Raw genomic sequence first — 26,516 nt, forward strand, 5'->3', positions numbered from 1 at the left:
GCCGGGATGTACTTCGGGAGCTGGGGCGCGGTGCGGCGCCGGACGACCCAGGCCGCCCTGCTCACCCTGCTGGCCGCGCTCGCCGCGGCTGCCGCCACCGCCGGCACCTGGTACGGCCTGACCGTCGCCGCCCGCGCGGCCGGCGCCGAGGTCACCGCCCGGCCCGCCGAGCAGCAGGTGATCACCGTGCACCAGCAGGTGGCGACGAACGGCGACCCGCGGCGGGCCCTCGACCGGCTCGCCGCCACCACCCGGGGCCTGCTGCCGCTGCCCGGCACCACCCCGATCCTCGGCCTGGCCCAGGACACCTTCTACACCGACCGGCTGCACGGGTCGGCGCGGTCCGGCATGCCGGTTGCCTACCGCGACGATTTCTGCGCGCACGTGCGGATCACCGGCGCCTGCCCGTCCGCCCCGGGCGCGGTCGCGATCAGCGCGGACGTCGCGCAACGCGTGGGTCTCCAGACCGGAGACACCTTTGAGGTACGCCCGGACGGCTCCCTCGGCACGCTGCGCCTGAGCGTCTCCGGGGTGTACGCGGTCACCGGCGCGGACGGCCGCTACTGGACCGATCCGCTGTTCCGGGCGCAGGGCGACCTCGACCCGGCGTTCGCCACCCTGGAGACGTTCCGGGAACCGCAGCTCGACCGGCCCACCCTCGCCGTCGCGGTGCCGGTGCCGCTCGAGCTGCTGCGCGGCGACAACAACTACGACCTCAACGGGGTGCTCAACGCGGCCGAACCCCGGTTCGCCTCCGCCCAGCTCGACCTGGACAACCCGACCGGCGAGCTGTTCGACGCGGTGCTGGCCGACCGTCGTACCGTCATCGTCGGGGTTCTGGTGGCGCTCGCCCAGGTGCTGATCCTGGCCTGGTTCGCGCTCGGGCTGGCCGGCCGGCTCACCGGGCGGGACCGGCGGGCCGACGCCGGGCTGCTCAAGCTGCGCGGCGCCACCGGGGGCGGGCTGCTGCGGCTCGCCGCCGGCCAGCACGTCGTGCCGCTCGTCGTCGGCGCGGTGGCCGGGCTGCCGGTCGGGATCGCCGCCGCGTGGCTGATCGCCGGGGACCTTCCGGTGCGCGCCGAGTGGTGGCTCGCCCTGCTCGTCTCGGTGGCGGCGATCCTGGTCGTCGAGCTGATCGGGTTGCTCGTGCTCACCGGGGTGGACGGGATCGCCCAGCGGGCCCCGGTGGTCGCGCTGCTGCAGCGGGTCTCCGGGGCGCGGCGGGACTGGCGGTCCCGGTTCGTCGACGTGTTCTTCGTCCTGCTCGCCGCCGGTGCGGTCTACCAGGCGCGCACCGGCGGGCCGGAGAGCGGGCTCGGCGTCGCGGCGCCCGGGCTGGTCGCGCTCGCGGTCGGGCTGCTGCTGGCCCGGTTCCTGCGCTGGGTCGCCGACCGGATCGGCGGGGCGGCGGTGCGGGCGGGACGGCTGCGGCTGGGGCTCACCGCCGTACAGGTGTCCCGGCAGCCCGGCACCGACCGGGTCTTCGCCCTGCTCGTCGTGGCCGTCGCCCTGCTCGCGCTGACCACCGGCGGCCTGGCCGCCGGGCGGGCGGAGCGCGCCGCACGCGCCGACGTCGAACTCGGCGCGGCCCGGGTCCTCACCGTCCGCGCGGCGTCGCGGACCGCCCTCGAGTACGCCGTCCGGCGGGCCGACCCGGGCGGGAAACAGGCGATGGCCGTGGTCGTCGACACCGCCGCCGCGCCACCGGTGCTCGCGGTCGACAGCTCGCGGCTGGCCGCGGTGGCCCGGTGGCGGCCCGCCTACGGTCCGGTGGAGGCGCTGGCCTCGGCCGTCGCGGCGGCCCGGCTGCCGTCCGCGGCGCCACTGATCACCGGTTCGACGCTCGCCGTCGACCTGGTCCGGGACGCCCGCGGGCCGGCGCTGCTCGGAGCGATCCTGCAGCACGAGGGGACCGGGGACGGGTTCCGGGTGGAGCTGCGGGGACTGCGGGCCGGAGCGCAGACCGCGACCGTCGCCGTGCCGTCGTGCGCTGTCGCTCCCGGTTGCCGCCTGGTCGGGTGGCAGCTCTTCCCGGCCGGCGGCGGGTTGACCATCCGCTCGGTCGGGCAGCGGTCCCCGGCCGCGACGGTGCTGGACACCACCGCGGTCGCCGACGTCGGCCGCTGGCGGGCCGGATTCACCGGAACCGTGGCCCGGCTCTCCACGTCGGCGGGTGGCCTCGCGCTGCGGGCCGCCGGCAACGAGGGCACCGAGGTCTACGCGGTCGACGCTCCGCTGCCGGTGCCGATCGTCCTCGCCGGCGGACGGCCCGACCGGTGGCGGTTCGACGACGCCATGTCCGGGCGCTTCGGCGGGGTCACCACCCCGGTCCGGGTCGTCGCCACCGCTGCGGTGCTCCCGGTGCTCGGGCGGGACGGAATGCTCACCGACCTCGACGCCGCCCGCCGGGTGGCCGGGGACGCCGACCTCGGCGGAACCTTCCAGGTCTGGCTGGCCGACGGTGCCCCGGCGTCGCTGGTCGACGCGCTGCGCGACAACGGGCTCGCCGTACTCTCCGATCGGACCGCCGCGGCCCGGGGCACCGCCCTCGCCGCCGAAGGCCGGGTGATCACCTCGTCGTTCGGCCTGTTCGCGGCCGGCCTGGCGCTGGTCGTCGCGGCCGCGATGATCGGTGTGGTCGCCGCCGCCGAACGCGAACCGCAACTGGCCATGCTCCGCGCCCTGCGCACCCAGGGCCTCGACCCGGGCCGGGCCCTCACCGCCGGCTACGCGGGCACCGCCGCCCTCGTCGTCACCGGCGTCGCCGCCGGGCTGCTCGCCGCCCTGATCGCCCGGCCGGTCGCCGCCGTCACCGCGCCGCCGTTCCCCGACGGATGGCGGGTGATACCGCCGCCCGGCGTCCTCGGCGGGCCGGTGCTCGCCGCCGCCGCCGGCATCGGGCTCGTCGTCTTCGGGATCGCCGGCTGGCTGTCCGTGCGCGGCCTGCGCCGAGGTGCCCGGTGATCGCCCTCGTCCTCGCCATGGTGTGGACCCGCCGCGGCCAGGCCATCACCCTCGCCCTGCTCACCATGTTCGGCGTCGCCGCGGCCGTGGCCGCACCCGCCTACCTGCGGGCCGCCGACCGGGCCGTCGCCGACGAGCAGGTCAGCACCGCCGACGCCGGCTCCCGCAGCCTCACCCTGATCGCCCGGCAGCACGACCCGCGGCCCGGCAAGGCCAACCCGGACGCGGTGAAGGCCGACGTCAAACTCACCGAGACCGGATCGTCACTCGCGGGCATCCCCGGCTTCGACTACGTCTACGCCGCCGAGTACGCCACGCTCGGCATCGAACCCACCGACAAGATCCGCACCCGGTTCGTCTACCGCCAGGACGTCTGCGCCCACCTCCGGATGATCGCCGGGCGCTGCGTCCTCGGCGAGTCCGACATCATGATCGGTCCGGAGACGGCGGCGCGCGCGAAGCTCACCCCCGGTTCCACGCTGACGCTGACGTACGCGTTCTACAACTCCGACCCGGCGGTCGCGGCCTTCATCCCGGACGGCGCTCCGAAACGCTTCCTGATCACCGGCATCTACGAACCGGGCGACCCGGCCGACGCCTACTGGGGACGGCACAACTACTTCGGCCCCGACACCGGCGGGCGGGCCGGCGAGCCGGCCTTCGTCACGTACGCCTCGGTCGGGGCCATGGACCACGGCGCCATCGAACTCAGCCTGGACGGCGGTGCCGCACCCGGCGCGCTCACCGTCGACCGGCTGCCGGCCGTGCGCGAGGGGCTCGCCCGCGTCCAGGCCCGGGCCACCGCCCTCGGCGCCGGCATCGAGGTCGACACCGGGATCCCGGCGCTGCTCGCGCGGATCGACGACGAGCGGTCGGCCGCCCACCGCATCGTGCCGGTCCTGGCCGTCTGCCTGGTGCTGCTCGCCTGCCTCACCATCTTCCTGGCCGTCGGGTACGGCACCGAAGGCCGCCGCCCCGAACTCGCCGTCGTCGCACTCCGGGGCGCACGGTGGGGCCAGCGGTGGTGGCTCGCCACCGGCGAGAACCTGGTCGCCATCCTGCTCGGCACCGGGTTGGGGTGCGTCGCCGGGCAACTGCTGGTCGACGCGTTCGCCGCCTGGCGGTTTCCCGGACTCGGCGCCGACCCCGGACCGGCCGCCCTGCGGTGGGCGCCGTTCGCCGCGGCCGCCGCGGTGGTCACCGCCCTGCTCGCCGAGCGCCGGCAGCTCGGCCGGCCGGTCGCCGAACTGCTCCGGCGAGTGCCACCGGCCCAGCGTGCCGCCTCCGCCATCGCGGCCGAGGCGGTCGTCGTTCTGCTGGCCGCCGTCGCCGTTTTTCAGCTCTTCGTCAGCGACGGCGGGCTGGACGGGGTCGGCACGCTAGCCACCGGGCTGGTTCTGGTCGCCGCGGCCCTGATCGCTGCCCGGCTTCTGCTGCCCTGGGCCACCGTCTTCGCCCGCCGTCAGCTCCGCGACGGCCGGCTCGCCGCCGCTGTCGCCGCCTTCCAACTGTCCCGGCGGCCCGGCGGGACCCGGCTGTTCGCGCTGCTCACCGCGTCGGTCGCGGTGGTGGGATATGCGACCTGCGCCGTCGACGTCGGAGCTCGTGGCCGGGAGGTCCAGGCCGGCCTCGGCACCGGGGCCGCCCGGGTGGTCGCGGTGGGGCCGCTCAGCCGGCAGGGCCTCCTCGCGGCGGTCCGGGGCGTCGACCCGTCCGGGACGTTCGCGATGGCCGCCGTCCGGTTGCCCGCCACCAAGGGCCAGCCGCCCGTCCTCGCCGTCGACACCGCCGGGCTGGACTCGGTCGCCGCGTGGGGTGGCCACCCGCCCGACCTGCGCGCCCTGCGCCCGGCGACCGGCGAGCCGGTGATTCTGCGCGGCTCACGGCTCAGCCTCGACATGACCAGCACCGGACTCACCGTCGGCAAGCCGCTGCTGGCCACCGTGGTGCTGGCGCCGGTCGGCGGGCCGGCCGACAGCACGGTCGAACTCGGGGAGCTCCGGCCGGGGCGGCACGCCTACGCCTTCGCGGCGGCGGCCTGTGCGTCGGGGTGCCGGTTGAAGGCACTGCAGATCGGTGGGCGGCAAGGGTCGCTCGACCTGACCGGGCAGATCACCGTGCACGCCATGACGGGGGTGTCGCCGGGTCTGTTCGCCTCGGCGTCCGGGTGGCGGGTCACCGTCGGCGGCCGGCTGTCCGCCGGTGGTGCGGGGCTGCAGGTCGCGGTCACCTCGCTGAACGGCATTTCCAGCGGCCTGTTCGTCCAGCCCGCTGATGTTCCGTTGCCGTTGCCGGTGGCTGTTGCCGGAGACGTGGCCCAGCCCTCGGTGCCGGGCTTCGACGGTCGTGCCCTGCCGGTCGCCGCGGTGGCCCGGATTCCGGCTGTTCCCGGGCTCGGGTTGCCGGCTGTTCTGGCTGATCTGGACTATGCCGACCGGGCCGCCACCGATTCCATGCCCGTTTCCTCCGCCCAGGTGTGGCTGTCCTCGTCGGCGCCGGCCGATGTCCTGGATCGGTTGCGGGGGCGGGGATTGGTGGTCATCTCGGATACCGGGGCCGGGCAGGTCCGTGCTCGGCTGGATCGGCAAGGGCCGGCGCTCGCCCTGTGGTTCTATGTGATCGTCGCTGGGCTGGCGGTGGCGCTTGCCGCTGGTGCGTTGATCCTGGCGGCGGCCGTTGATCGGGGGCGGCGCGTGGAGGATCTCACGGCGCTGCGGGGGCAAGGGTTGGCTCGGGTGGCCGTTCGCCGGGCCACTCTCTGGACCTATCCCGTGCTGGTGGGGGCCGCGGTTGTGGCGGGGATGGCTATCGCGCTTCTCGGGTGGTGGTTGACGGGGTGGGCGTTGCCGCTTGCCGGGCTTGATCCGCCGGCTCTGCCGTTGCCGTCGTTTCCTCGGGTCTGGACGCTGGCTGTTGCCGGTGGTGGGGTGTTTGTCGTGCTTGCGGGGGTTGCCGTGCTGGCCGGGCGGCGGACTCTTCGGGCTGTTCGGTGAGGGTCTCTTCGGGGCTCCGCCCCATACCCCGGCCACGCGCTGCGGAGATCGGCTCTTAGCACGGTGGGTGGGGTTTCGGGAGCCTGGGAAACGTGAAGGTGGTGGGGAAGGATGGGCTCGCGTGTTGGTCTAGAGGGGAGTTGCCGTGGCTGAGGTTCGCGCCAACGGGGTCGACATCTGGTATGAGACCGTCGGTTCTCCGGGGGATCCCGCGCTGCTCCTCGTGATGGGGCTCGGTGCGCAGCTGATCGACTGGCCTGCGGGGTTTGTCGAGCAGCTTGCCTCGCGCGGCTTCTACGTCGTGCTGTTCGACAACCGGGATTCGGGGCTGTCCTCGGGGTTCGACGAGGTCGGGCTCCCGGACGTGCCGGGAATTCTGGCGGGGGACCGGTCCACCGTGGCCTACCTTCTCTCCGACCTGGCCGCGGACGCCGCCGGGCTGCTCAAGGAGCTCGGGATCGCGCGGGCGCACGTCGTGGGGGCCTCGATGGGTGGGATGGTCGCGCAGCAGCTCACGCTCGATCATCCGGAGATGGTTGCCAGCCTGACGTCGATCATGTCGACCACGGGGGCGCGCGGGGTGGGGCGCCCTACCGACGCGGCGGCCGCGGTGCTGATCCGGCCGCCGGCCGCGGATCGGGCGGAGGCGGTCGCCAACGCGGTGGCGGGGGCCCGGGTCGTCGGGTCGCCCGGTTATCCGGCTCCGCAGGCCGAGCTCGAACGGCGGGCCGCCGCCAAGTACGACCGGGGATACCGGCCGCAGGGGACGCTCCGGCAGTACGCGGCGATCATCGCGTCGCCGGACCGGACGCCGGGACTGCGCGAGGTCACCGCGCCCACGCTGGTGATCCATGGCGCCGACGATCCGCTGATTCCGGTCGACGGCGGGGAGGCCACGGCGGCGGCCGTTCCGGGGGCCGAGCTTCTCGTCCTCCCGGGGATGGGGCATGACCTGCCGGTTCAGCTCTGGGGGCAGATCGTCGACGCGGTCGTGGCCAACGCCCGCCGCGCCTGAGACGCGGCGGGGGGCCTTCGCATCAGCCGCGCAGCGGCTTCAGGGCCTCGGCCACCTTGGCCAACTCGGTGAGCATCGCCTGGGCGGCCTGTTCGGTGGTCTCGCTGGGGTCGAACTTGCCGTCGACGATCTGGTTCGTCACGAACGGGATGTTCACCGCCTGGGCGATCATGAAGATGTTCAGGGCGTAGGTGACGCCGTGCACGGCCACCGCGGAGCGGGTGCCGGCCGAGACGCCGCCGTAGCTGACGACGCTGGCGGCCTTGTAGCGCCACTCGTTGTGCAGGTAGTCGAGCGCGTTCTTCAGCGGCGCGCTCAGCCCGAAGTTGTACTCGGGGATCACGAAGACGAACGCGTCGGCGGCGGCGACCTTCTCGGCCCAGCGCTTGGTGTGGTCGTGCTGGTAGTTCGACAGGCGCGGGTGGTGCGGCTCGTCCATCAGCGGCAGGTTCTCCTCGGCCAGGTCGGCCACGGTCACCTGGAAACCGCCGTGGGCCTTCGCGGCATCGACGAACCACTGCGACACGGGCAGGCCGTTGCGGCCGGGCCGGGTGCTTGCGACTACGACCAGCAGATTCAGATCACTCACCGGGCGGTTCCGTTCCTCGAAGAAGTTGTTGACGCAAGCAACAACCCTACCCGGGTGCCGGTGGGGCCCCTGGGGGCGGAGGGGTCATCAGGTGTCAGGGCGCACGGGAGTCGGAGGAGGCCACGGCCGAGCTGGCCCGGATGTCGGCCGAGCTGACGAGTCTCGTCTCCACATTTAGGTACTGACTTATATAAGCAAAGTCTGATAGTGTACGGCCCGTGCACGCGTTCGACGTCCTCGGCGACCCCGTCCGCCGGCGCATCCTGGAGCTGCTCGCCGACGGCGAGCAGTCCTCCGGCGAGGTCACCGAGGTCATCCGGGCCGAGTTCGGCATCTCCCAGCCGGCCGTCTCGCAACACCTGAAGGTGCTGCGCGAGAACGGCTTCGCCACCGTGCGCCCCGACGGCGCCCGCCGCCTCTACGCGGTCGACGACACCGCACTGCGCGAGGCCGACGCCTGGCTGGGCCGGTTCCGCCGGTTCTGGACGCCGCACCTCGCCGCCATGGCCACCGAGGTGGCCCGTGGCAAACGCCAACGACGCCTTGCCGATGAGGGGAACTGACCCATGGCCATGCCCGACGTCCGACAGCAGATCTCGAGCGTGCGGCGCACGCTCGGCCGCCGCACCCTGGAGGCGGGTGAGGCCCGCGTCTCCACGATCAGCCAGGTCTACGAGACCGACATCGACGACCTGTGGACCGTGGTGACCAGCGCCGAGCGGATCGAGCGCTGGTTCATGCCGATCACCGGCGAGCTCAAGGAGGGTGGCCACTACCAGCTCGAGGGCAACGCCGGCGGCACCATCACGTCCTGCGACAAGCCGCACGGGTTCACCGCGACCTGGGAGTTCGGCGGGGACGTCAGCTGGATCACGGTGCGCCTGGCGGAGACCGACGGGGGCACCCGTTTCGAGCTCGAGCACGTGGCCCACGTCAAGGACGAGTGGTGGGACCAGTTCGGCCCCGGAGCCACCGGCATCGGCTGGGATTCCGGCCTGCTCGGCCTCGCGAGCTACGTCCTCGACCGCAACTTCACCCGGCTGTCGATGGAGGAGGTCATGGCCTGGGTGGCCGAGGGCGACGGCAAGCTGTTCATGCGGTTGAGCGCCGACGCCTGGGCCGAGGTGTCGATCGCCGACGGTGAGGACCCGGCGGTGGCCGCGGCCCGCGCCGACCGCGGCTACGCGGCGTACACCGGCACGTAGATCAGGCCGCTGCCGGCCGCGATCTCGTGGCGGGCGGGCTCCAGAGCGGACCGCGCGCGGTCCAGAGTGGCCTGATCGCCGAGCCGGTGCGCGGCGTGGGCGGTCAGGTCCCAGAGCACCTCGGTCAGAAGATCGGGCGCGGGCGCGGGGAGATCCGCGAGGGCGGCTCGCGCTTGCCGGGTGCGGCCTTCGGCGAGGTGTACGTGTGGTCGCGCCCATTTGTCGTACGGTCCGAAGTCGCCGTCCCGGGCCGGCTCGCCGCACCGCACGTCCAGGGCGAGCCGGGTCAGGGCCGGCAGGCCGTCGGCCAGGCCCGGCATTCCGGAGTCGTCGAGAAGTCCGGCGGCTCGCCGGTAGGCGGGCCCGGCCGCCACCGGGTCGTCGATCGACAGCCGCATCGCCCTATACCAGGTCGTGAACACCGTGACCAGGGGAAGCTCGTGCCGCGCCGAGAGCTCGTCGGCGCTCGCGGCATGCTCGTCGGCGCCCGCGAGATCGGCCAGGGCGCCGCGGGCCTGCATCCGGATCAGATGCCCGAGGATCTCCGAGGTGACCAGGCCGTGCCGGCCGCAGAGATCGACCAGCTCGGCACCGATGCGGTCGCGCTCGGCGGCCAGCCCGGGCCGGTGGGTGGTCTGCATGAACAGGCCGTTGAGCGCGAACGCCAGCAGCCCCGGATCGTTGTGCCCGCGCGCGATGCCGACGGCTTCCTCGGCGCACGCCCGGCTGTCCGCGGTGGCCGCCGCGCCCCGTGACTCGACGGCGACGGTGGCGAGCAGCCGCGCCCGGGTGGGCGGTCCGCTCGCGTGGCGCAATGCCCGGCGGGCGGCGGCGACGATGGCGGCGGCCTGGGCCGGGTCGTCGCAGCGGGGCCAGATCGCCGGGACGTCGTAGGCGCCGATCACCCGGGCGGTCAGGGCCGGGTCGCCCAGCTCCTCGGCGGCGGCGATCGCGGCGGTGCGGTGCCGGCGGGCCGCCTCCAGGCCGCCGCCGCTGGTGACGGCCAGGCTGCGCAGCAGGGTCACGGTCGAGTCCAGGCGGGCTCGGGCACCGGCCGCGACGATGCGGTCGTAGTCGGCGGCCGCCGAGGCCCAGACCTCGCCGGCCCGGCCGGGGCTCAGGTGAGGCGCCTGGTGCAGGATGTCCGACTCGAGTCGGCGCAGCTCGGGGGTGGGGTCCAGGCCGAGCCGGCCGGAGAGCAGGTCGCGGGCGCGGCGCAGCACGGCGAGGGCGTCGGGCTGCCGGCCGGTGCGGTAGAGGGCCAGGGCCAGCAGCCGCCACGCCTGCTCGCGCCACGGGTGCTCGGTGGCGTGGGCGTCCAGGTCGGGGATGGCGCCGGCCGGGTCGCCGGCGGTCAGCCGGGCCTCGGCCAGCTGCTCGACCGCGCGCAGGCGCAGCTCGGCCAGGCGGGCGCGGTCGGCGCCGGTCCACGGTTCGTCGGCGAAGTCGGCGTAGGCCGGGCCGCGCCACCAGGACAGCGCTTCCACCAGGTGTTTCACCGGGTCGTCCGGGGGTGGGGTGGCGCGCACGGCATCCTCGAACCGCCATGCGTCGACGGCGGCGGTGGCGGCGCGCAGGGCGTACCCGGGGCCGTCGGTGACCAGCAGGCGGGCCGGAACCCGCGGCGTACGGTCCGGCTCGATCGCCCGGCGCAGGGCCGCGACGAACGTGCGTACGGCCGGGACTGCTCCGTCCGGCGGTGCCACCCACAGGTCCGTGACCAGGTCGCCCACCGGAACCACCCGGCCCCGGGCGGCGATCAGCCGGGCCAGCACCGCGCGGTGCCGCGGGCCCTTGAGCGGGATCGGGTCGCCGGCCGTGTCCCAGGCCGTGACCGGACCCAGCACGCCGAACGAGACCACCACCGGTTCACCGTACTCATTCGCTGCTCATCGGGCCCGGCCAGGCTGGGTTCATGACCAAGTTCGAAACCCACCGCGTCCAGGTCGCCGACGGCGTCTCCCTCCGGGCCGAGGTCGGCGGGCAGGGCAGCCCCATCGTGCTGCTGCACGGCTTCCCGCAGACCCACCTGATGTGGCGGCACGTGGCCGCCGATCTCGCCGCCGATCACACCGTCATCTGCCCGGACCTGCGGGGATACGGCGACAGCGACAAGCCGGCCGAGACGTCACCGGACACCTACTCGAAGCGGACCATGGCCGCGGACGTCGTCGCGCTCGCCCGGGAACTGGGGCACGAGCGGTTCGCGCTGGCCGGGCACGACCGCGGGGCGCTGGTCGCGATCCGGGCCGGGCTCGATCACCCGCGCGTGGTGACGCACCTGGCGTCGCTGGACGTGCTGCCCACCATCGACATGTGGGACGTCATGCACGGCACCAGCGCGGCGATCGGCTTCCACCTCTATCTGATGGCGCAGCCGCCCGGCCTGCCCGAGCGGATGATCGCGGCGACCGCCGACGAGTTCTTCGGCTACTTCCTCGACCTGTGGACCAACGACCCGGCCGCCATCCCGGCCGACGTGCGGGCGGCCTACCTGGCCGCCTGCCGGGCGGCGGTGCCGTCGATCGTCGCCGACTACCGCGCGTCGGCCGGCATCGACGTCGAGCACGACGCGGCGGACCGGGCCGCGGGCCGCCGGCTCGAGATGCCGGTGACGGTGATGCAGCAGGACTGGGGTTCGGCGCTCGGCTTCGACGCCGCCGGGCTCTGGCGGGCCTGGGCGCCCGACCTGGTGCACCTGCCGGTCAGCTGCGGCCACTTCATGGCGGAGGAGGCGCCGGGCGAGGTGGTGACGGCCCTCCGGGACCTGCTGCGACGCGCCAGCGCGTTAAAGGGTGAAAAAACGGGTAAACCATAACAAAGCCGCTAGCGTGGCGGTGCTGATCTTCGGGGTACGGGGGTGTTCTGTGATGAAGTCCTTCTGGAGCCGCTGCGGTGTCGCGGTCCTTGCCGGAGTCGCGGTTCCCGGAGTGGTCGCGGGGCCGGTCGCCGCGCAGGACCGCGGCCTGCTCGACCTCGGTTATCAGCTCGTCAACGCCAACAGCAACCGGTGCCTCACGGTCACCGCCGGCGGTCTCGCCGACAACGCGATCCTGATCCAGAAGGACTGCGCGCGGGACTCGTCCTACCGGTGGCGGTTCCAGCGGTCCGGGGCCGGCTACCGGATCGTCAACGTGAAGAGCGGAAAGTGCCTCACGATCGCGGGCGACAGTCTTGAGGACAACGGCTTCGCGATCCAGCACCGCTGCGGCGGCCCGGCCGGCGAGTGGCAGGTCGGCGGCCGCAGCGGGCTGGCCCTGGCCGACGTCCGGCTGGAGAACGCGCACAGCCACAAGTGCCTGACCATCGCCGGTGGCAGTGCCGTCGAGAACGGCGTCGCCGTGCAGTACCACTGCGACGAGGAGGCCTCCCGCCGCTGGACCGCCAAGCTGATGGTCGGACCGGCACTGGATTAGGCCGCTCCAGGGGGTGCCGGTCCAGTGTGGTGAGTCGGTAAGGTGCGCTCCCATGACCGAGAGGATGCTCGTCGTCGGTGCGAGCGGGCACCTGGGCCGCAAGGTCGCGTCGCGGGCGATGGCGGCCGGGTGGATGGTCGTCGGCACCAGGTTCAGCACGGCCGGTGAGCTGGGCGAGGTGCCGCTCGACATCCGCGACCCGGCCGCGGTCCGCGACCTGGTCCGGCGGGTCTTCCCGAGCGTCGTCATCCACACCGCGGCCGGCCGCGACGACTGGCGGGTGATCGCCGACGGCGCCGCCCACGTGGCGGCGGCCGCCTACGCGGTCGGCGCCCGCCTGGTGCACGTGTCCAGCGAGGCCGTCTTCTCCGGCCGCGACATCGAGTACGACGAGACGGCCCTGCCCGACCCGACCTATCTCTACGGCGCGGCCAAGGCGGCCGCCGAGACCGCGGTCCGGGCCATCGACCCGTCCGCGGTCGTGGTGCGCACCTCGCTGATCGTCGGCGACGGCCGCGGCAGCCACGAGCGGCTCACCCACGACCTGATCGCGGGCCACCGCACCGGCGTGCTGCTCACCGACCAGATCCGCAAGCCGGTGCACGTCGACGACCTGTCCGACGCCCTGCTCGAACTGGCGGCGAACGACTACCACGGCATCCTCAACGTGGCCGGCACCGACCCGATCAGCCGCTACGACCTGGGCGTCCTGGTCGCCGTCCGGGACGGCCTCGACCCGGCACTGATCCCGGCGTCCACCACCACCGACGCGGGCCTGGCGCTGCCGGCCGACATCCGCCTGCGCACCGGCCGGGCCGAGGCCCTCCTGCACACCCGCCTGCGCGGCGTCCGCGAGTTCCTGGCCGGCGAGGCCCCGGTCGCGGCGTAGGGCCTGTCCTGCGTTGATCGGCGGTCTCGGCGGGAAGTTCGAGGGACAGCAGTGCGGCGGTTCAGCGGAGTGCGGCGGCGATCGCCTCGGCCGGGGTCGCGGTCGGCCGTCCGATCAGCCGCCGCAGGTCGCCGGAGCTGGTGCGGAACTCGTCGCGGCTCATGGCGCGGTCGGCGTCGGCGAGGACGTCCGCCAACTCGGCCGGCACGCCCGCGTCGGTCAGCAGCCGGGCGAACGCGTCGACCGGGAGATCGGTGTACTCGATCCGCTTCCCGGTGGCGGCCGAGATCGCCGCGGCCAGCTCGGTCAGGGTGAAGGCCTCATCCCCACCCAGCTCGTACGCCTGGCTGGTGTGGCCGTCGGTAGTCAGCACGACCGCGGCGGCGTCGGCGTAGTCGGCTCGGGTCGCGGCGCTGATCCTGCCCTGGCCGGCGGCCCCGACGAGGACTCCACCGTGCAGCACCTGGGGGAGCTGGACGGTGTAGTTCTCCAGGTACCAGCCGTTGCGCAGCATCACGCTGGGTAGGCGCTCGCGCAGGTACTGCTCCGTGGCACGGTGGGTGGGAGCGAGACTCGTGGTGGACGTGTCCGCGTGCAGCATGCTGGTGAACGCGACCAGCGACATACCTGCCGCCACCGCGGCATCGATGGCGCGGCGGTGGTTGGCGACGCGCTCGCTCGGGGTCGTGGTGGAGATCAGCAGGAGCCTGTCCGCGCCCTCGAAGGCTGCGGGCAGGCTGTCGGGTTCCGCGAAATCGGCCTGGCGGACATCGACACCGCGGTCGGCGAAGTCCTTGATCTTCGTGACGTCACGGCTGGTCGCGACGATGCCGGAGGCCGGCACCCCACGGTTCAGCAGCGCTTCGACGGTGAGCCGGCCCAGCTGCCCGGAGGCTCCGGTGACTACGATCGACATGATCATCTCCTTTCTCGCCGTGGACCTCCCGCGGCACAGCGTCCACGATGAACTGGTCACTCTCCTTTGGTAAGGACGTACTTCCGGGTAAGGTGGCCACTCGGACGAAACGATCGAGGTGAGCACGGTGGCGACTACGCGGAAGGTGAGCGAGCCCACGTCGTCGTGGGACCCCTATGTGCGCGGCTGCCCGTCGCGTGACGTGCTCGACCACATCGGCAGCAAGTGGGCGGTGCTCGTGCTGGGCGAGCTCGGCCGGCATGGGGCATGCCGGTTCACGCGGCTGCGACAGGAACTCGCGGGGGTCAGCGAGAAGATGCTCACCCAGACGCTGCGCACGCTCGAACGTGACGGGCTGCTCGTGCGGACGGTGTACCCGGAGGCGCCGATCCGGGTGGAGTACGAGCTGACGCCGCTCGGCCATACCCTGCGGGGCCCTCTGAAGGCGCTCACGGAGTGGTCGGTGCAGCACATCGAGGAAGTTCTCGATGCCCGCGAGGAGTACGACGACCGTGCCGCAAAACGCTAGCCGGTAGCGGAATCAGAGCGAGTCGCGCAGCTCGCGGTACGCCTTCCAGGGGATCCGCGGGCGTGGCAGGCCGCGCTTGGCCAGGTATTTCTTGGTGGTAGCCCGGCAGTCGCGGACGGTGCGGATCGGGTCGGTGAGGCTGGGCTTCGCGCCGCCGGCCGGCTCGATCAGGCGGTCCGGGGTCAGGAGGCGGCCGCCGTCGGCGTCGGACTTCAGGGTGCCGGTGACCACCGCGCTGTGCAGGTTCCACAGTTGCGCATCGTGGCGGTGCACCAGCAGGCTCGCGCGGCCGTCGGCCACCGGGTGGCCGTCCGGGACGGCGACGCGGTAGGCGCCGCCGTCGGCGGAGACCGTCGTGCGGAGCAGGGTCGGCGCGCCGGCGGCGTCGCGGGCGGCCAGGACCGTCGAAGGGTACGAGGCCAGCACCTGTTCGCCGATCAGGCCGCTCCCGGCCACCGGCAGGGTGCCGGTCGCGGCGGGCAGGTCGCGCGCGGTGACGGCGGCCGGGGTGACCGTGATGAGCAGCCGCATGAAGTAGAAGTCGGTCAGCGCGGTGGCCGGCCGGTCCAGGTACTTGCGGCAGTTCGGCTGGCGTTCGAACAACCGCCGCCAGAACGCGGCCAGGTCGCCCTCGGGCACGGTGTGCACCCGGTCGGGGCAGATGGCCGTGCCCTGTACGAGGATCTGCCCGGGCCGCTCGAGGCCGCTCGCGTGCGGCTCGGAGAACAGCAGCGCCACCCGCTCGTCGCGCCGGATGTTGTAGGCCTTCTGCGGGAAACCGAGCGACGTGGTCAGCAGGAACGTGCCGTCGGCGAGCGAGATCCCGGAGGTCGGCCAGGCCAGCGGGGTGCCGTCCTTCCCGACGGTGACCAGCTCACAGGTGCGGTAGGCGTTGATCGTCGCGTCCAGCTCGGACCCGGGCACGAGGGCCCTCAGCGATTCAGGCATGCGCGGCATCCTATTGATCCACATGCCGGTCGTGTTACGACGGCTCATCTGGTTGGATCCATTGACCAACCTCACAAGGAGACGCGATGCCCGACGATCCCGACGTCGCCGCGATTCCCGCCCAGCGCGTCCCCGGGCACGACACGCTGCCGGTTGCGCCGGTCGCCGCGGAGCCGGAGGTGTCGGTGCGGCGGGGCCGCCGGTGGGGCGTACGCGTCGCGGTCGCGGTCGTGGCGGCTCTCGGCGTACTGCTGCTCGGGGTTCTGGTTCTCTCGCCGAAGTCGTCGCCGGAAGGCGCGGCAGTGGCCGCGACCAGCGCGGCGCCGGCGTCGTCGGCGGCGACCACGCCCTACGACCGGGCGGTGGCGGTGCTGAAGGCGCAGGAGGCGGCGCTGAACGGCGGGGACGAGGGCGGGTGGCTGGCGGCGGTCGACCCGGGGAAGGCCGATCTGCGGGTCAAGTACCGGACGATGTTCCGCAACCTGCGCGGGCTCCGGGTGACCCGGTTCGCCTACCAGCCGGGCCTGGGGAAACCGGTCAAGGGCGACGCGTCGGCGGTGGCGATGCGGGTGGACGCCGACTACTGCTTCTCCGACGACATGTGCCCGGCGAACCCGGGCACCGACTGGGCCCGGCCGCCGCACATCTCGCAGGAGCTGACGCTGCGGCTCGTGGGTGGACGGTACGTGATCAGCGCCCTCGGCAGGTCCGCCGCGCCGGACTTGCGCCAGCCGCTGCCCTGGGAGGGCACCGACCTGGTCTTCGCCCAGGGCAAGCGGGTGATCGTCGCGGCGGCTCGCGGGCAGGAGGCCGACCTGAAGCGGGTGCTGCCGGTGGCCGAGCAGGCCGCGGTGACCGGCGACCACTACGCGGCGCTCAACGGCACACCGCAGCGGAACTACCGGGTTTTCCTGGCCGGCGAGAAACAGTGGAAGGCGTGGTACGGCGGGGAGCAGGACGAGTGGGCGATCGGACTGGCCATGCCGCTCAACCGGCGCGGCATCGACGTCATCGTGCGGATGTCCGAGATGGACGACGCGCTGACGCTGCGGACCACCGTGCAGCACGAGCTCGGGCACGTGGTGACGCTGACCGGCGCCTATCAGATGGACGCGCTCGAGGACACCTGGCTCAGCGAGGGCATCGCGGAGTACATCGGGTGGCGGCCGAAGGGTGCGGTGGAGAGTTTCCGCCGGTACAGCGTGCGGTGGCAGCTCGACCGGGACGCACCGGACTCGATGGTGCCGCCCCGGCCGGGACCCAAGGCCCCGGCCCGGGCGGGCGACGCGTTCTACGGGCTCAGCCACTGGGCCGCCGACTGCATGGCCACGAGGTACGGCGAGGCGAAGCTGTTCACCTTCGTGCGGCTGGTGCTGACCCAGGACAACAGCTACGACCAGGCCGCCCGGGACGCGTACGGGGTGCCGTTCGCCGCCGTGGACAAAGCCTGCGTGTCCTGGATCAGGAAGCAGGCGTCCTGAGCACGGTGGCCAGCCGGCCCATGCCCTCGCCGATCTCGGCGGGAGTGTGGGTGGTGAAGGACAGGCGCATGGTCGCGGTGTCCGGCCGGCCCGCGTGGAACGGCGCGCCGGGCACGAACGCCACGTCCCGCGCCAGGGCGGCCGGCAGCAGCGTGGCGGTGTCGACGCCGCCGGGCAGGCGCAGCCAGGTGAACATGCCGCCGTCCGGGTCGGACCAGATGCTGCCGGCCGGTGCGGTGGCCGGCATGGCCGCGATCATGGCGTCCCGGCGGGCCCGGTAGGCGTCGCGCAGCCCGCCGATGTGTGCGTCCAGGTCGGTGGCGGCCAGCCACTCGGCCGCCGCGGCCTGGTCGACGGTGGACGTGTGCAGGTCGGCGGCCTGCTTGGCGACGGTCAGCGCGGGGCGCAGCGCGGCCGGGGTGCGCACCCAGCCGAGCCGCAGGCCGGGCGCGGCGATCTTGGAGAAGCTGCCCAGGTGCAGCACGTGCTCCTCGGCGCCGGGCTGGGCGGCCAGGGTGGGCACCGACTCGCCGCGGTAGCGAAGCTCGCCGTACGGGTCGTCCTCGACCACCCACATGCCGTGCTCGGCGGCGAGCGAGGCGACGGCCGCGCGGTGGGCGAGCGGCAGGGTGCGGCCGGTCGGGTTGGCGAACGTCGGCACCAGGTAGAGCAGCTTGGGCCGGGCCTCGGCGATGACCCGCCGCAGCGCGTCCGGATCGACGCCGGAGTCGTCGGCCGGGACGGTGACGATGCGACAGCCGGCCAGCTGGAAGCACTGAAGCGCAGCCAGGTAGGTGGGTTCCTCGACGGCGACCACGTCGCCGGGGTCGAGCAGGGCCGCCGCGATCAGGGTGAGGGCCTGCTGCGACCCGGTGGTGACGAGCAGGTCGCCGGCCCCGGTGGGCAGGCCGCGGGCGGTCATCCGGGCGGCCACCAGGGTACGCAGCGCGAGGTTGCCCTCGGTCGGCGCGTACTGCAGGTGGCGGCGGCCGCCGGGGGCGGACAGCGCCCGGTCGAAGGCGGCCCGTAAACCGTCCAGGTCGAACAGTTCGGGCGCGGGCAGGCCGCCGGCGAACGAGATGACCGACGGGCGGTCGACGAGGGCGAGCAGGTCGCGGACGGGCGAGCTGGCGACGCCGGCGAGACGCTGTGCGGGCAGCGCGGGGCGGACGGCAGGGTGGGTCATCAGAAACTCCCGGTCAGGCTGGTGAACAGCGCCCGGGGGCACGGCGGTTGGCCGGCCACGCGCGGGGCGCGGAAAGGCTGCCTGATCGAGGAGCCGAACAACACCTTAGCGGGTGTTAAGTGCTTAACGAAAGTTCAGGCCCGGAAGTTGACCTTCTTGTGGGTGCCGTCACAGGGGAGGCATGCAGCGCATGCACCAGGAGCTGTTCCGGGACACGATGCGGTGGTTCGGCCTCGACCCGGCCTACGGCGCGCACATCGGCACCGCCAGCACCCTGACCCTGGCCACCAACAACCTGATGTCGCTGTGCGGGTCGTTCGCCGCCGCCGAACCGGAGGCCGCGGCCGACGTGGTCTTCGGCGCGCGCTGTGCCATGATCCTCGACGCGCTCTGGGTCGGCGACCTCCTGGCCCGATTCAAGATCCAGGTGTGACACATCCGAGCCTCCGCGCGCTGAGAGGTTTGGGGGTGGTCATGACGGCCGAGGACGACGAGCTCGCGGCGATGCTGCCGGCGGCGTGCGCGGGCGACGAGACGGCGTTCCGCATCGTCTACCGGGCCCAGCAACCGTCGCTGCTGCGCTACCTCACGGTGCTGGTCGGTGCGGATGCCGAGGACGTCGCGTCCGAGGCTTGGCTGCAGATCGCCCGCGACCTGCGCACCTTCCGCGGCGACTGGGACGGTTTCCGCGGCTGGTCGGCCACGATCGCCCGGCACCGGGCCATGGACCACCTGCGTCGCACCCGCCGCCGCCCGGTCCCGGCCGGGCCGATCGACCTGGTCGCCGCCGACCTGGTGGCCGCCCAGGACACCGCCGAGCAGGTCCTCGAGTCGCTCGGCACCGACGCGGCGATCGCCCTGATCGCGTCGCTGCCGCGGGACCAGGCCGAGGCGGTGATGCTGCGGGCCGTGATCGGGCTCGACGCGGCCTCGGCCGGCAAGGTGCTCGGCAAGCGGGCCGGTGCCGTGCGCACCGCGGCCTACCGGGGGTTGCGCACGCTCGCGCAGCGATTTCCCGGGCCAGTGACATCCGAACCGGCTCCGGCGCTGAGGGGAGTGAGATGAGCATCCACGAGGACCACCACCCGCTCGACCGGGACACCGCGGAGCTTCTGCTGCGCGACCCGGCGGCCCGCCGCGCGCACCCGGTCGGTGCGTTGCTGGCGGCCGCGTCCGCGCCGGCCACCGGCCGCCACCTGGCCGGCGAGGACGCGGCGGCAATGGCCTTCACGGCGGCCCATCTGACATCCCCACGCTCCCGGAGGATCCAGATGCTCAAGACCACCCTGGCCAAGCTGCTGACCGTGAAGGTGGCCGCCGCGGTCGCGGCCCTCGGCGCGGGCGGCGTCGCCCTCGCGGCCGGCACCGGCACGCTGCCCGGCCCCCTGCACAAACCGGCCGGGCCGCCCGCGTCGTCCGTAGCGGCGGAGGCTTCGCACCCGGCCCGGCCGAAGTCGACCACCCCGTCGGCCCGGCCCAGCCACTCCCTCGCCCCGGCCGACCTGGCCAAGCTCTGCGCCCGGTGGACGGCCCGCCCCGGCGACCAGCGCAAGGGCGCCCTCGACGAGCCCGAGTTCGGCAACCTCGTCCGGGAGGCCGGCCGCAAGGACCGCGACCGCGTCGACCACTTCTGCACCGACCTGCGCCGGCCGCAGACCAGTGGCAAGCCCGAAGTTCGCACGTCCGGATCCGTCCGCCCCAGCGGATCCGGAAAGCCCGGCCCCCGTCCGGCGGACCACCCCAGCGGTACGCCGAACTCCACACGGTCGGGCCGGTGAAGAAGCGTCCGTCCCGGAGCGCCCCCGCTCCGGGACGGACGCCTCAGCCGACCCCGAAGAACTCCCGGCTCCACCGGATGTGCTCGACGGTCTCGTCGAGGGCTCCGGCCGCCAGCCAGTCCGCCTGCGGCTGACAGCCATCGGCGGCGAGCCGCCGGACCCGGGCCAGGACGGTCTCCTGCTGGGCGACGACGGCCGCGGCGGTGACCTCTTCCCGGCCGTACGCCCGGGTGAAGCGCTCCATCCGGCGGCGACGGTCCGGCGGCGACGAATAGCGCAACCACCGCAGGCAGTCCTCGTCGCTGCGGAACGGCGCGACGTACTCGAGCGCATAGGCCACGTCGTGCCGGGGCGGCTGCGGCCACGCGTAGTCCCAGTCGAGAATCCCGACCGGCTGGTTGCCCCGCCACACCAGGTTCCACGGTCCGAAGTCACCGTGGCAGACGATCTCGCCCGGTCCTCCGGACGAGACAGCCGCCGCCCACGCCGTGCTCGTCGGCCGGTAGGCGGCGACCACGTCGTGGTACTCCCGCAGCAGCCGGGCCATCGCGACCAGGCCCTCGTCGGTCACCACCCGCGACCAGCCCTCCGGGCCGGAATCGCCGGGCAGGTAGGTGAGAACCTCACGGCCGTCCTCATCGAGGCCGAGAAACCGCGGAGAGTACGGGAACCCGGCTCGCTCCAGGAAGAGCAGCAGGTCGTGGATGGTCGCCGACCACGGGTACAGCGGACGCCGCACGGTGTCGCCGATCCGGACCACCCGCCGGTGCGGGCCGTCCTGCAGGATCTCCACGTGGTAGACCTTTCCGATGCTGGTTGACTTCGCGGCCGGGGTGGCCGCTTCGCCGTTGCAGGTGGAAGAGGCCGCGGCCCGGGCCGAGCGGGACGGGTACGCCGGGTTCGGGGCGGCCGAGACCAAGCATGACGTCTTCACGTCGCTGACCCTGGCCGCCCGGGCCACCGAGAAGATCACGCTCCAGTCGGGGATCGCGGTGGCGTTCGCCCGCAACCCGATGAACCTCGCCATCCTCGCCAACGACCTGCAACTCGTCTCCGGCGGGCGGTTCCAGCTCGGGCTCGGGTCGCAGGTGCAGCCGCACATCGAGCGCCGGTTCGCGATGCCCTGGAGCAAGCCGGCCGCGCGGATGGCCGAGTTCGTGGCGGCGGTGCGGGCGATCTGGGAGTGCTGGGCCACCGGGGAACGGCTGGCGTTCCGCGGCGAGTTCTACCGGCACACCCTGATGACCCCGTTCTTCGATCCGGGCCCCAACCCGTACGGAAATCCGCCGATCCTGCTCGCCGCGGTGGGGGAGCGGATGACCGCGGTGGCCGGGCGGGCCGCCGACGGGCTGCTCGTGCACCCGCTGACCAGCCCGGACTACCTGCGTGAGCGCACCCTGCCGATCCTGCGGGAGGCCCGGGGCGGCTCGCTCGACGGCTTCCAGCTCGGGCTGTCCGCGTTCGTGGTGCTCGGCGCGGACGAGAAGGAGCGGTCGGCGGCCGAGCAGGCGGTGAAGGGGCAGATCGCGTTCTACGGCTCGACGCCCGCCTACCGGCCGGTTCTCGAGCTGCACGGCTGGGGCGAGCTCGCCGACCGGCTCAACCAGCTCTCCCGGCGGCAGGCCTGGGCCGAGATGACCACGCTGATCAGCGACGACGTGCTGGACACGTTCGCGGTCGGCGGGGACGTGCCGGCCGGGCTGCGCGACCGGTTCGGCGGCACCATCGACCGGATCTCCTTCTATACGCCCTACCCGGTGGCCGACGAGATCCTGGCCGGCGTGCGGGAGGCCGTTATCAAGCTGTAAACAGGTCTTCGACCAAGTAAGTCCTAATTCACACCGTACGGTTGCTTTGATGGCGTGATGCGTAGGGACTCACTGGCCGAGGTACGTGCCCGGACCTGCAAGCCGCTCGATGCGTGGTGGACGGTCGCGCTGGTCGACCCGTACGCCGTCCGGCTTGTTCGTCTGGTTTCGGGGTGGAGGTGGGTGACCCCGAACCGGCTCACCGGGCTGTCCGCCGTCTTCGGCCTCGGCGCCGCTGGTGATCAGCCTCGACCTGCTGCGCTATCTCAACGCCGGCCAGGTGACCCAGCTGCGCGAGGCGTGCGGGCAGGACTCCGGCCTGGCCGCCGCGCCGCCGCGGTCCCGCCGAGGCCGGGTCAAGGCTGCCCTGGCCGCCCGGCGCATCCGGGTGCACCTGTTCAGCGGCATCGAGTTCGAGATGACGGTCTTCGTGATCGGTCCGATCACCGGCTTCGTCGGCGGTGCCGCCCTGGCCGCTGCGGCACTGCTGGTGATCTTCGAACTACGCCTCGTGCGGCACCTGTGGCAGGTGACCCGGGCGGTTCATAGCCTCCCGACAGCCGCAAGCTCGATGAGCCACAGCATGGCCGCCGAAGCTTCACTCGTCCGGCGGCCGGCCGGGCGTTGACCGGCTCATCCCACATAACCGAAAAATCGTAAATACTAGCCTAAGGTCAGCGTCATGCCCTCTGATCGCCCGATCTTCGTCGTCGGATGCCCCCGATCGGGGACCACGATGCTGCAGCTCATGCTGCACGCGCACCCGCGGATCGCCCTGCCGCCGGAGAACCGGTTCGTGATGCCCGCCTATCAGCGGCGGCACGAGTTCGGCGACCTGTGCGACCCGGAACGCCGCCGCGACCTGGCCCGCTGGATGACCGGCACGGCGCAGTTCGCGGACCTCGGGCTGGACCCCGAACGCGTCGTGGACGCCGTGGTCGGCGCGCCGCCCACGCTCGGCTCGGCCATCGGCACCGTGTTCCGGCTGTACGCCGAACGGTTCGGCAAGCCGCGCTGGGGCGACAAGCGGCCGACCTACCTGCGCAGCCTGCCGGCTCTGCTGCGGATGTTCCCGGACGCGCAGATCGTCAACATCATGCGCGACGGCCGCGACTGCGTGGCCTCCCTCAAGGAGGCGCCGTGGAGCTCGGCCGACTTCGGTGAGCACCTCGCCAGCTGGGCCCGCGCGGCCGACGCGTCGCTGCGCGCCGAACGCCGTTACGGACCCGGCACCTATCACCTGATCCGGTACGAGGACCTGGTCGCCGACCCGGAACCGCACCTGCGGCGGCTGTGCGCCTTCCTCGACGAGGAGTACGACCCGGCCATGGCCCGCCCGCACGAGATGGCCCGGGTGGCCGTCCCGGAGTACAAGACCTGGCACACCCGCACGCACCAGGGCGTCACCACCGAACGGGTACGCAGCTGGCAGCAGCGGCTCACGGCCGGCGAGATCGAACGCTGCGAAGCGGTGTTCGGGTCCCGGCTGAGCCGTTTCGGGTACGAGCCCGCCACCTACGCCATGCCCACCCCCATCGACCGGGTGGACCGGATCCGGCTCGCGGTTCGCGACCGGCTGGCCCCCGTACGGGTCATGGCGAACGACGCGCGGGCGGTGGTGCGCACCCGGCAGCGGGAGCCCGCCGTCGCCGCTCGGCTGACCAGCGGCCAGCGCCTTCGCTGAGCCGCCTACCCCCCTCGGCCGCGGCGCGACGCCGCGGCCGGTCCGAAGGAGTCCCCCGTGTCCCTGACCGCCGTGCTGTCCCGTAATCGGCGCCTGGCTGCCGGCCTGCTCACGGCCGTGGCCGCGGCATCCCTGGCCGCCTGCGGCTCCGACGACGACTCCACCGGCGACGCCGGCACCACGCCGGCCGGCGGCAACGCCAGCGCCGGCCCGGGTGGCGGCCGCAACAACAGTGCGATGACCGCCTACATCAACTGCCTCTCGGAGAACGGCGTGACCATCACGATGCCGTCCGGCGGCCCGGGTGGCGGAAACGGCGGCACGCCCCCGTCGGGTGGTGCCCGCCCGTCGGGTGGTGCTCGCCCGTCGGGTGCCCCGGGTGGTGGCGGCCGCGAGATCACCCAGCCGGACGGCGTGGACGACGCCACCTGGACCAAGGCGACCACGGCCTGCGCGACCCTGAAGCCGACCGCGAACGCGTCCGCGCCGGCGAGCTGAGCCGGGAACGGCCCGGCGGGGCGCACCCCGCCGGGCCGTCTTTGAGCTGACTCCGAGCTACCGCTCGTACCATCCGCCCGGTCATTCGGAAGCGGTGGGGGCAGCGGGATGAGCTTTGCCGAGATCATTCGATTCGCGTTACGCGGGCTCGCGGCCAACAAGCTGCGGTCCGGGCTCACCATGCTGGGCATCCTGATCGGTGTGGCCTCGGTGATCCTGCTGGTCGCGGTCGGCAACGGCTCGGCCAAGGCGGTCAGCGACCGGATCAGCGCGCTCGGCACCAACACCCTGACCGTGTCGACCGGCGGCGGCCGGGGCGGCGGCACCACCACCAGCAGCAGTGGCCTGACGCTCAAGGTCGCCGACGCCCTCGACGACCCGGTGCTCGCCCCCGACGTGAAGTCGGTGTCGCCGGTGGTGAGCACGTCGGCGACGATGGCGTACGGCAGCACCTCGTACGACATCAACTCGTTCGTCGGCTCCACGCCCAGCTACTTCACCGCGGCCAACTACCCGCTCGCGTCCGGCGCCGCGTTCAGCGCGGACGACGATGCGCAGGGCCGCCGGGTCGTGGTGATCGGGCAGACCGTCGCCGAGGAGCTGTTCCCGGGCGTCGACCCGGTCGGCGAGCAGGTCACCGTGAGCGGAGCACTGTTCACCGTGGTGGGTGTGCTCGACGAGAAGAGCTCGAGCGGCGGCTTCCAGGACGCCAACGACGTCGCCATCGCGCCGATCACCGCGGTCCGCCAGGTGCTGACCGGGTACGGCGCACTCAACTCGATCCTGGTCGAGGCCGCGAACTCGACCATGGTCAGCACGGTCACCAGCGAGATCACCGTGATCCTCGGCCAGCGGGTGCCGCCCACGTCGACCGGCTCGGCCGGTTACACGATCCGCAGCGCGTCGCAGCTGCTGCAGACCCAGACCGAGACCGCCGACACGTTCACCACCCTGCTCGGCGCGGTCGCCGCGATCAGCCTGCTGGTCGGCGGCATCGGCATCACCAACATCATGCTGGTGACGGTCACCGAGCGGACCCGGGAGATCGGCATCCGCAAGGCCCTGGGCGCACCCCGCCGGGTCATCCTCACCCAGTTCCTGATCGAGGCCACGCTGCTCAGCTTCATCGGCGGCGGGCTCGGCGTGGCCGCCGCCCTGATCGGCGCCAACTTCACCATCGTCGGCGTGACGCCGGTCGTCGTACCCAGCTCGGTGGTGCTCGCCCTCAGCGTCTCCGTGGTCATCGGCCTGTTCTTCGGCGGGCTGCCCGCCGCGCGGGCGGCCCGCCTGCGTCCGATCGACGCACTTCGTTACGAGTAAGAGCTCCGGAAGGTCAGTCGGTCTGGATCTCGATGGCGTCGACCCGGTCGGGGTAGAACGCCACGTGGTCCTTGATCTCGGCCACCGCGTCGTGCGGGTTCCGGTATTCCCAGACGGAGTCGACGGCCCGGTCGCCGCCGGACGTGATGGAGTAGTAGCTCGCGTCGCCCTTGAACGGGCAGTAGCTTTCGGTGGTGGTGCGCTCCAGCAGCGTCTGGTCGACGTCGGCCAGCGGGACATATTGCACCGCGGGGTAGGTCGACTCCTGCAGGGTCAGCGAGTTGCGGCTGTCGGCGACGACCTTGCCGCCCGAGGTCACCACGACGCGGCCGGCCGTGGGCGTGACGGTGATCGGGTGGGTCGGTCCGGGTTGAAGCACCGGCTTGTCAGACATACCTGAAACGTACTCCGGACTAAAGTCGATCACATGCCAGGACCAGCCGAACAGGCCGCCATCGCGCTCGGAATCACACATCGGGTGCTGGAGCACGGGCCCGTCGCCAGTGTCGCCGAGGCCGCCGCCGCGCAGGGTGTCGAGGTGCGTGACCTGGTCAAGACCATCGTCGTGCGCCGGGGCGAGGGAGATTACGTCTTCGTGCTGGTCCCGGGCGACCGGCAGATCTCCTGGCCCAAGCTGCGAGCCCTGCTCGGGGTCAACCGGCTGTCGCTGCCCGACGCGGCCACCGCCAAGGAGGCCACCGGTTACGAGCGCGGCACGATCACGCCGTTCGGCTCGGCCAAGCCGTGGCCGGTCATCGCGGACGCCAGCACCGAGGGGCGGACGATCAACCTCGGCGCCGGGGTGCGCGGCGTCGGACTTCAGGTGGCGGCCGGCGAGGCGGTCGCGGCCCTCGGGGGTACGTTCGCGGATGTCACCGAGACGACCCTGGGGTAAGTTTTCCGGCGTGACGAGCGACGACCCGATTCAGCCCGACGTTCCCCCGTCCGGCACCGGTTGTGTGGAGTGCCTGGGTGCCGACGGCTGGTGGTTCCACCTGCGCCGCTGTGCTCAGTGCGGCCACATCGGCTGCTGCGACAGCTCTCCGGCGCAGCACGCCACCGCGCACTGGAAGGCCACCGGCCACCCGATCATCCAGTCCTTCGAGCCGGGCGAGGACTGGTTCTGGGACTACTCGGCCGACGAGGCCGGCAACGGCCCCGAGCTGGCCCCGGCGACCAGCCACCCCGTCGATCAGCCCGCGCCCGGGCCGGCCGGCGCGGTCCCCGAGGACTGGCGCCGCCACCTGCACCGCTGACTTTCCCGTTCGCCTCCGGCGCCCCGTCCGGCTGTTCTAGA

The 26,516-nt window shown here is 73.1% G+C and carries 27 protein-coding genes; 20 read left to right on the plus strand and 7 right to left on the minus strand.

From position 1 onward, the window contains the following. The first annotated feature begins 6 nt into the window (after window positions 1-6). From Ato02nite_RS27700 to Ato02nite_RS27710, 3 genes are all read left to right on the plus strand, one after another. Complete coding sequence (locus Ato02nite_RS27700; protein WP_213009559.1) at window positions 7-2,964, plus strand: ABC transporter permease; 2,958 nt, start codon at window positions 7-9, stop codon at window positions 2,962-2,964. Beyond that, on the plus strand, window positions 2,961-5,957 hold the full coding sequence (locus Ato02nite_RS27705; protein WP_213009560.1) for an FtsX-like permease family protein: 2,997 nt from the start codon (window positions 2,961-2,963) through the stop codon (window positions 5,955-5,957). Before Ato02nite_RS27700 ends, Ato02nite_RS27705 begins: the two co-directional genes overlap by 4 nt. A 145-nt stretch (window positions 5,958-6,102) precedes the next feature. Then, window positions 6,103-6,972 carry an alpha/beta fold hydrolase gene (locus Ato02nite_RS27710; protein ID WP_213009561.1) on the plus strand — a complete coding sequence of 290 codons (870 nt, stop codon included), beginning with the start codon at window positions 6,103-6,105 and terminating at the stop codon, window positions 6,970-6,972. A 22-nt stretch (window positions 6,973-6,994) separates the two neighbouring features. Here the strand turns inward: Ato02nite_RS27710 and Ato02nite_RS27715 are convergent, their stop codons facing one another. Continuing rightward, complete coding sequence (locus Ato02nite_RS27715) at window positions 6,995-7,561, minus strand: NADPH-dependent FMN reductase (RefSeq protein ID WP_213009562.1); 567 nt, start codon at window positions 7,559-7,561, stop codon at window positions 6,995-6,997. A gap of 218 nt (window positions 7,562-7,779) precedes the next feature. On the opposite strand from Ato02nite_RS27715, the gene Ato02nite_RS27720 reads away from it, so the two are divergent. Together Ato02nite_RS27720 and Ato02nite_RS27725 are read left to right on the plus strand one after the other, a co-directional pair. Further along, a complete protein-coding gene (locus Ato02nite_RS27720; RefSeq protein WP_213009563.1) occupies window positions 7,780-8,124 on the plus strand; it encodes an ArsR/SmtB family transcription factor in 345 nt (114 codons plus the stop codon). 3 nt (window positions 8,125-8,127) lie between these two features. Beyond that, complete coding sequence (locus Ato02nite_RS27725) at window positions 8,128-8,766, plus strand: SRPBCC family protein (protein ID WP_246607467.1); 639 nt, start codon at window positions 8,128-8,130, stop codon at window positions 8,764-8,766. On the opposite strand, the gene Ato02nite_RS27730 is transcribed toward Ato02nite_RS27725, so the two are convergent. Continuing rightward, on the minus strand, window positions 8,742-10,631 hold the full coding sequence (locus Ato02nite_RS27730; protein ID WP_213009564.1) for an AfsR/SARP family transcriptional regulator: 1,890 nt from the start codon (window positions 10,629-10,631) through the stop codon (window positions 8,742-8,744). The two genes, Ato02nite_RS27725 and Ato02nite_RS27730, sit on opposite strands and share 25 nt — an antisense overlap. 50 nt (window positions 10,632-10,681) lie before the next feature. Here Ato02nite_RS27730 and Ato02nite_RS27735 point away from each other — a divergent pair, with 50 nt between their 5' ends. The 3 genes from Ato02nite_RS27735 to Ato02nite_RS27745 are packed head-to-tail and all read left to right on the plus strand — an operon-like array spanning window position 10,682 to window position 13,071. Next, complete coding sequence (locus Ato02nite_RS27735) at window positions 10,682-11,584, plus strand: alpha/beta fold hydrolase (protein ID WP_213009565.1); 903 nt, start codon at window positions 10,682-10,684, stop codon at window positions 11,582-11,584. Between the two features lie 52 nt (window positions 11,585-11,636). Next, entirely contained in the window at window positions 11,637-12,182 is a 546-nt protein-coding gene (locus tag Ato02nite_RS27740) for an RICIN domain-containing protein (protein ID WP_213009566.1), read from the plus strand. Window positions 12,183-12,234: 52 nt separating this feature from the next. Further along, window positions 12,235-13,071 carry an SDR family oxidoreductase gene (locus Ato02nite_RS27745; protein ID WP_213009567.1) on the plus strand — a complete coding sequence of 279 codons (837 nt, stop codon included), beginning with the start codon at window positions 12,235-12,237 and terminating at the stop codon, window positions 13,069-13,071. A gap of 61 nt (window positions 13,072-13,132) precedes the next feature. On the opposite strand, the gene Ato02nite_RS27750 is transcribed toward Ato02nite_RS27745, so the two are convergent. Then, window positions 13,133-13,987, minus strand: coding sequence for an SDR family oxidoreductase (locus Ato02nite_RS27750; protein WP_213009568.1), 855 nt, complete (start codon window positions 13,985-13,987; stop codon window positions 13,133-13,135). Between the two features lie 145 nt (window positions 13,988-14,132). Here Ato02nite_RS27750 and Ato02nite_RS27755 point away from each other — a divergent pair, with 145 nt between their 5' ends. Continuing rightward, window positions 14,133-14,516, plus strand: coding sequence for a winged helix-turn-helix transcriptional regulator (locus Ato02nite_RS27755; protein ID WP_246607468.1), 384 nt, complete (start codon window positions 14,133-14,135; stop codon window positions 14,514-14,516). 12 nt (window positions 14,517-14,528) lie between these two features. Here the strand turns inward: Ato02nite_RS27755 and Ato02nite_RS27760 are convergent, their stop codons facing one another. Beyond that, the gene (locus Ato02nite_RS27760) at window positions 14,529-15,464 is read right to left on the minus strand and encodes a pyridoxamine 5'-phosphate oxidase family protein (protein WP_213009570.1); all 936 of its coding nucleotides are present in this window, start codon (window positions 15,462-15,464) and stop codon (window positions 14,529-14,531) included. 86 nt (window positions 15,465-15,550) lie between these two features. Here Ato02nite_RS27760 and Ato02nite_RS27765 point away from each other — a divergent pair, with 86 nt between their 5' ends. Beyond that, a complete protein-coding gene (locus Ato02nite_RS27765; protein ID WP_213009571.1) occupies window positions 15,551-16,945 on the plus strand; it encodes a hypothetical protein in 1,395 nt (464 codons plus the stop codon). Here Ato02nite_RS27765 and Ato02nite_RS27770 read toward each other — a convergent pair. Then, the gene (locus Ato02nite_RS27770; RefSeq protein ID WP_213009572.1) at window positions 16,926-18,131 is read right to left on the minus strand and encodes an aminotransferase-like domain-containing protein; all 1,206 of its coding nucleotides are present in this window, start codon (window positions 18,129-18,131) and stop codon (window positions 16,926-16,928) included. The two genes, Ato02nite_RS27765 and Ato02nite_RS27770, sit on opposite strands and share 20 nt — an antisense overlap. 181 nt (window positions 18,132-18,312) lie before the next feature. Between Ato02nite_RS27770 and Ato02nite_RS27775 the strand changes: the two genes are divergently transcribed. From Ato02nite_RS27775 to Ato02nite_RS27785, 3 genes are read left to right on the plus strand one after another with little or no spacing between them, the layout of a single operon-like run. Next, window positions 18,313-18,564: an iron-containing redox enzyme family protein gene (locus Ato02nite_RS27775; RefSeq protein WP_213009573.1), complete on the plus strand. Its 252-nt coding sequence runs from the start codon at window positions 18,313-18,315 to the stop codon at window positions 18,562-18,564. Window positions 18,565-18,605: 41 nt separating this feature from the next. After that, entirely contained in the window at window positions 18,606-19,196 is a 591-nt protein-coding gene (locus Ato02nite_RS27780) for an RNA polymerase sigma factor (protein ID WP_213009574.1), read from the plus strand. Then, the gene (locus Ato02nite_RS27785; RefSeq protein WP_213009575.1) at window positions 19,193-19,909 is read left to right on the plus strand and encodes a hypothetical protein; all 717 of its coding nucleotides are present in this window, start codon (window positions 19,193-19,195) and stop codon (window positions 19,907-19,909) included. Before Ato02nite_RS27780 ends, Ato02nite_RS27785 begins: the two co-directional genes overlap by 4 nt. Window positions 19,910-19,952: 43 nt before the next feature. Here the strand turns inward: Ato02nite_RS27785 and Ato02nite_RS27790 are convergent, their stop codons facing one another. Further along, on the minus strand, window positions 19,953-20,702 hold the full coding sequence (locus Ato02nite_RS27790; protein ID WP_213009576.1) for an aminoglycoside phosphotransferase family protein: 750 nt from the start codon (window positions 20,700-20,702) through the stop codon (window positions 19,953-19,955). Between the two features lie 16 nt (window positions 20,703-20,718). On the opposite strand from Ato02nite_RS27790, the gene Ato02nite_RS27795 reads away from it, so the two are divergent. The 5 genes from Ato02nite_RS27795 to Ato02nite_RS27815 all read left to right on the plus strand — a co-directional run bounded on the left by Ato02nite_RS27795 (window position 20,719) and on the right by Ato02nite_RS27815 (window position 25,219). Further along, window positions 20,719-21,717 carry a TIGR03617 family F420-dependent LLM class oxidoreductase gene (locus tag Ato02nite_RS27795; RefSeq protein ID WP_213009577.1) on the plus strand — a complete coding sequence of 333 codons (999 nt, stop codon included), beginning with the start codon at window positions 20,719-20,721 and terminating at the stop codon, window positions 21,715-21,717. Window positions 21,718-21,955: 238 nt separating this feature from the next. After that, window positions 21,956-22,345, plus strand: a complete 390-nt coding sequence (locus tag Ato02nite_RS27800) for a hypothetical protein (protein ID WP_213009578.1) — start codon at window positions 21,956-21,958, stop codon at window positions 22,343-22,345. A 54-nt stretch (window positions 22,346-22,399) separates the two neighbouring features. Continuing rightward, window positions 22,400-23,401: a sulfotransferase family protein gene (locus Ato02nite_RS27805; protein WP_213009579.1), complete on the plus strand. Its 1,002-nt coding sequence runs from the start codon at window positions 22,400-22,402 to the stop codon at window positions 23,399-23,401. Between the two features lie 57 nt (window positions 23,402-23,458). After that, window positions 23,459-23,899, plus strand: coding sequence for a hypothetical protein (locus Ato02nite_RS27810; protein WP_213009580.1), 441 nt, complete (start codon window positions 23,459-23,461; stop codon window positions 23,897-23,899). 108 nt (window positions 23,900-24,007) lie between these two features. Continuing rightward, window positions 24,008-25,219: an ABC transporter permease gene (locus Ato02nite_RS27815; RefSeq protein ID WP_213009581.1), complete on the plus strand. Its 1,212-nt coding sequence runs from the start codon at window positions 24,008-24,010 to the stop codon at window positions 25,217-25,219. Between the two features lie 13 nt (window positions 25,220-25,232). On the opposite strand, the gene Ato02nite_RS27820 is transcribed toward Ato02nite_RS27815, so the two are convergent. After that, window positions 25,233-25,613, minus strand: coding sequence for a DUF427 domain-containing protein (locus Ato02nite_RS27820; protein ID WP_213009582.1), 381 nt, complete (start codon window positions 25,611-25,613; stop codon window positions 25,233-25,235). A gap of 33 nt (window positions 25,614-25,646) precedes the next feature. Between Ato02nite_RS27820 and Ato02nite_RS27825 the strand changes: the two genes are divergently transcribed. Continuing rightward, window positions 25,647-26,114 carry an aminoacyl-tRNA deacylase gene (locus tag Ato02nite_RS27825; protein ID WP_213009583.1) on the plus strand — a complete coding sequence of 156 codons (468 nt, stop codon included), beginning with the start codon at window positions 25,647-25,649 and terminating at the stop codon, window positions 26,112-26,114. Window positions 26,115-26,124: 10 nt separating this feature from the next. Further along, window positions 26,125-26,475 (plus strand): UBP-type zinc finger domain-containing protein, encoded by a 351-nt coding sequence (locus tag Ato02nite_RS27830; RefSeq protein ID WP_246607470.1) that lies wholly within the window; start codon window positions 26,125-26,127, stop codon window positions 26,473-26,475. The last annotated feature ends 41 nt before the right edge of the window (window positions 26,476-26,516 follow it).

Origin of the sequence: Paractinoplanes toevensis (assembly GCF_018332695.1) — a bacterium.
Classification (GTDB): Bacteria; Actinomycetota; Actinomycetes; order Mycobacteriales; family Micromonosporaceae; genus Actinoplanes; species Actinoplanes toevensis.

Coding starts and splice junctions, on each gene's coding strand:
- Ato02nite_RS27700 (WP_213009559.1), top strand. CDS start 7: ATGTACTTCGGGAGCTGGGGCGCGGTGCGGCGCCGGACGACCCAGGCC.
- Ato02nite_RS27725 (WP_246607467.1), top strand. CDS start 8,128: ATGGCCATGCCCGACGTCCGACAGCAGATCTCGAGCGTGCGGCGCACG.
- Ato02nite_RS27735 (WP_213009565.1), top strand. CDS start 10,682: ATGACCAAGTTCGAAACCCACCGCGTCCAGGTCGCCGACGGCGTCTCC.
- Ato02nite_RS27740 (WP_213009566.1), top strand. CDS start 11,637: ATGAAGTCCTTCTGGAGCCGCTGCGGTGTCGCGGTCCTTGCCGGAGTC.
- Ato02nite_RS27745 (WP_213009567.1), top strand. CDS start 12,235: ATGACCGAGAGGATGCTCGTCGTCGGTGCGAGCGGGCACCTGGGCCGC.
- Ato02nite_RS27750 (WP_213009568.1), bottom strand. CDS start 13,987: ATGTCGATCGTAGTCACCGGAGCCTCCGGGCAGCTGGGCCGGCTCACC.
- Ato02nite_RS27760 (WP_213009570.1), bottom strand. CDS start 15,464: ATGCCTGAATCGCTGAGGGCCCTCGTGCCCGGGTCCGAGCTGGACGCG.
- Ato02nite_RS27765 (WP_213009571.1), top strand. CDS start 15,551: ATGCCCGACGATCCCGACGTCGCCGCGATTCCCGCCCAGCGCGTCCCC.
- Ato02nite_RS27770 (WP_213009572.1), bottom strand. CDS start 18,131: ATGACCCACCCTGCCGTCCGCCCCGCGCTGCCCGCACAGCGTCTCGCC.
- Ato02nite_RS27775 (WP_213009573.1), top strand. CDS start 18,313: ATGCAGCGCATGCACCAGGAGCTGTTCCGGGACACGATGCGGTGGTTC.
- Ato02nite_RS27780 (WP_213009574.1), top strand. CDS start 18,606: ATGACGGCCGAGGACGACGAGCTCGCGGCGATGCTGCCGGCGGCGTGC.
- Ato02nite_RS27785 (WP_213009575.1), top strand. CDS start 19,193: ATGAGCATCCACGAGGACCACCACCCGCTCGACCGGGACACCGCGGAG.
- Ato02nite_RS27795 (WP_213009577.1), top strand. CDS start 20,719: ATGCTGGTTGACTTCGCGGCCGGGGTGGCCGCTTCGCCGTTGCAGGTG.
- Ato02nite_RS27805 (WP_213009579.1), top strand. CDS start 22,400: ATGCCCTCTGATCGCCCGATCTTCGTCGTCGGATGCCCCCGATCGGGG.
- Ato02nite_RS27815 (WP_213009581.1), top strand. CDS start 24,008: ATGAGCTTTGCCGAGATCATTCGATTCGCGTTACGCGGGCTCGCGGCC.
- Ato02nite_RS27820 (WP_213009582.1), bottom strand. CDS start 25,613: ATGTCTGACAAGCCGGTGCTTCAACCCGGACCGACCCACCCGATCACC.
- Ato02nite_RS27825 (WP_213009583.1), top strand. CDS start 25,647: ATGCCAGGACCAGCCGAACAGGCCGCCATCGCGCTCGGAATCACACAT.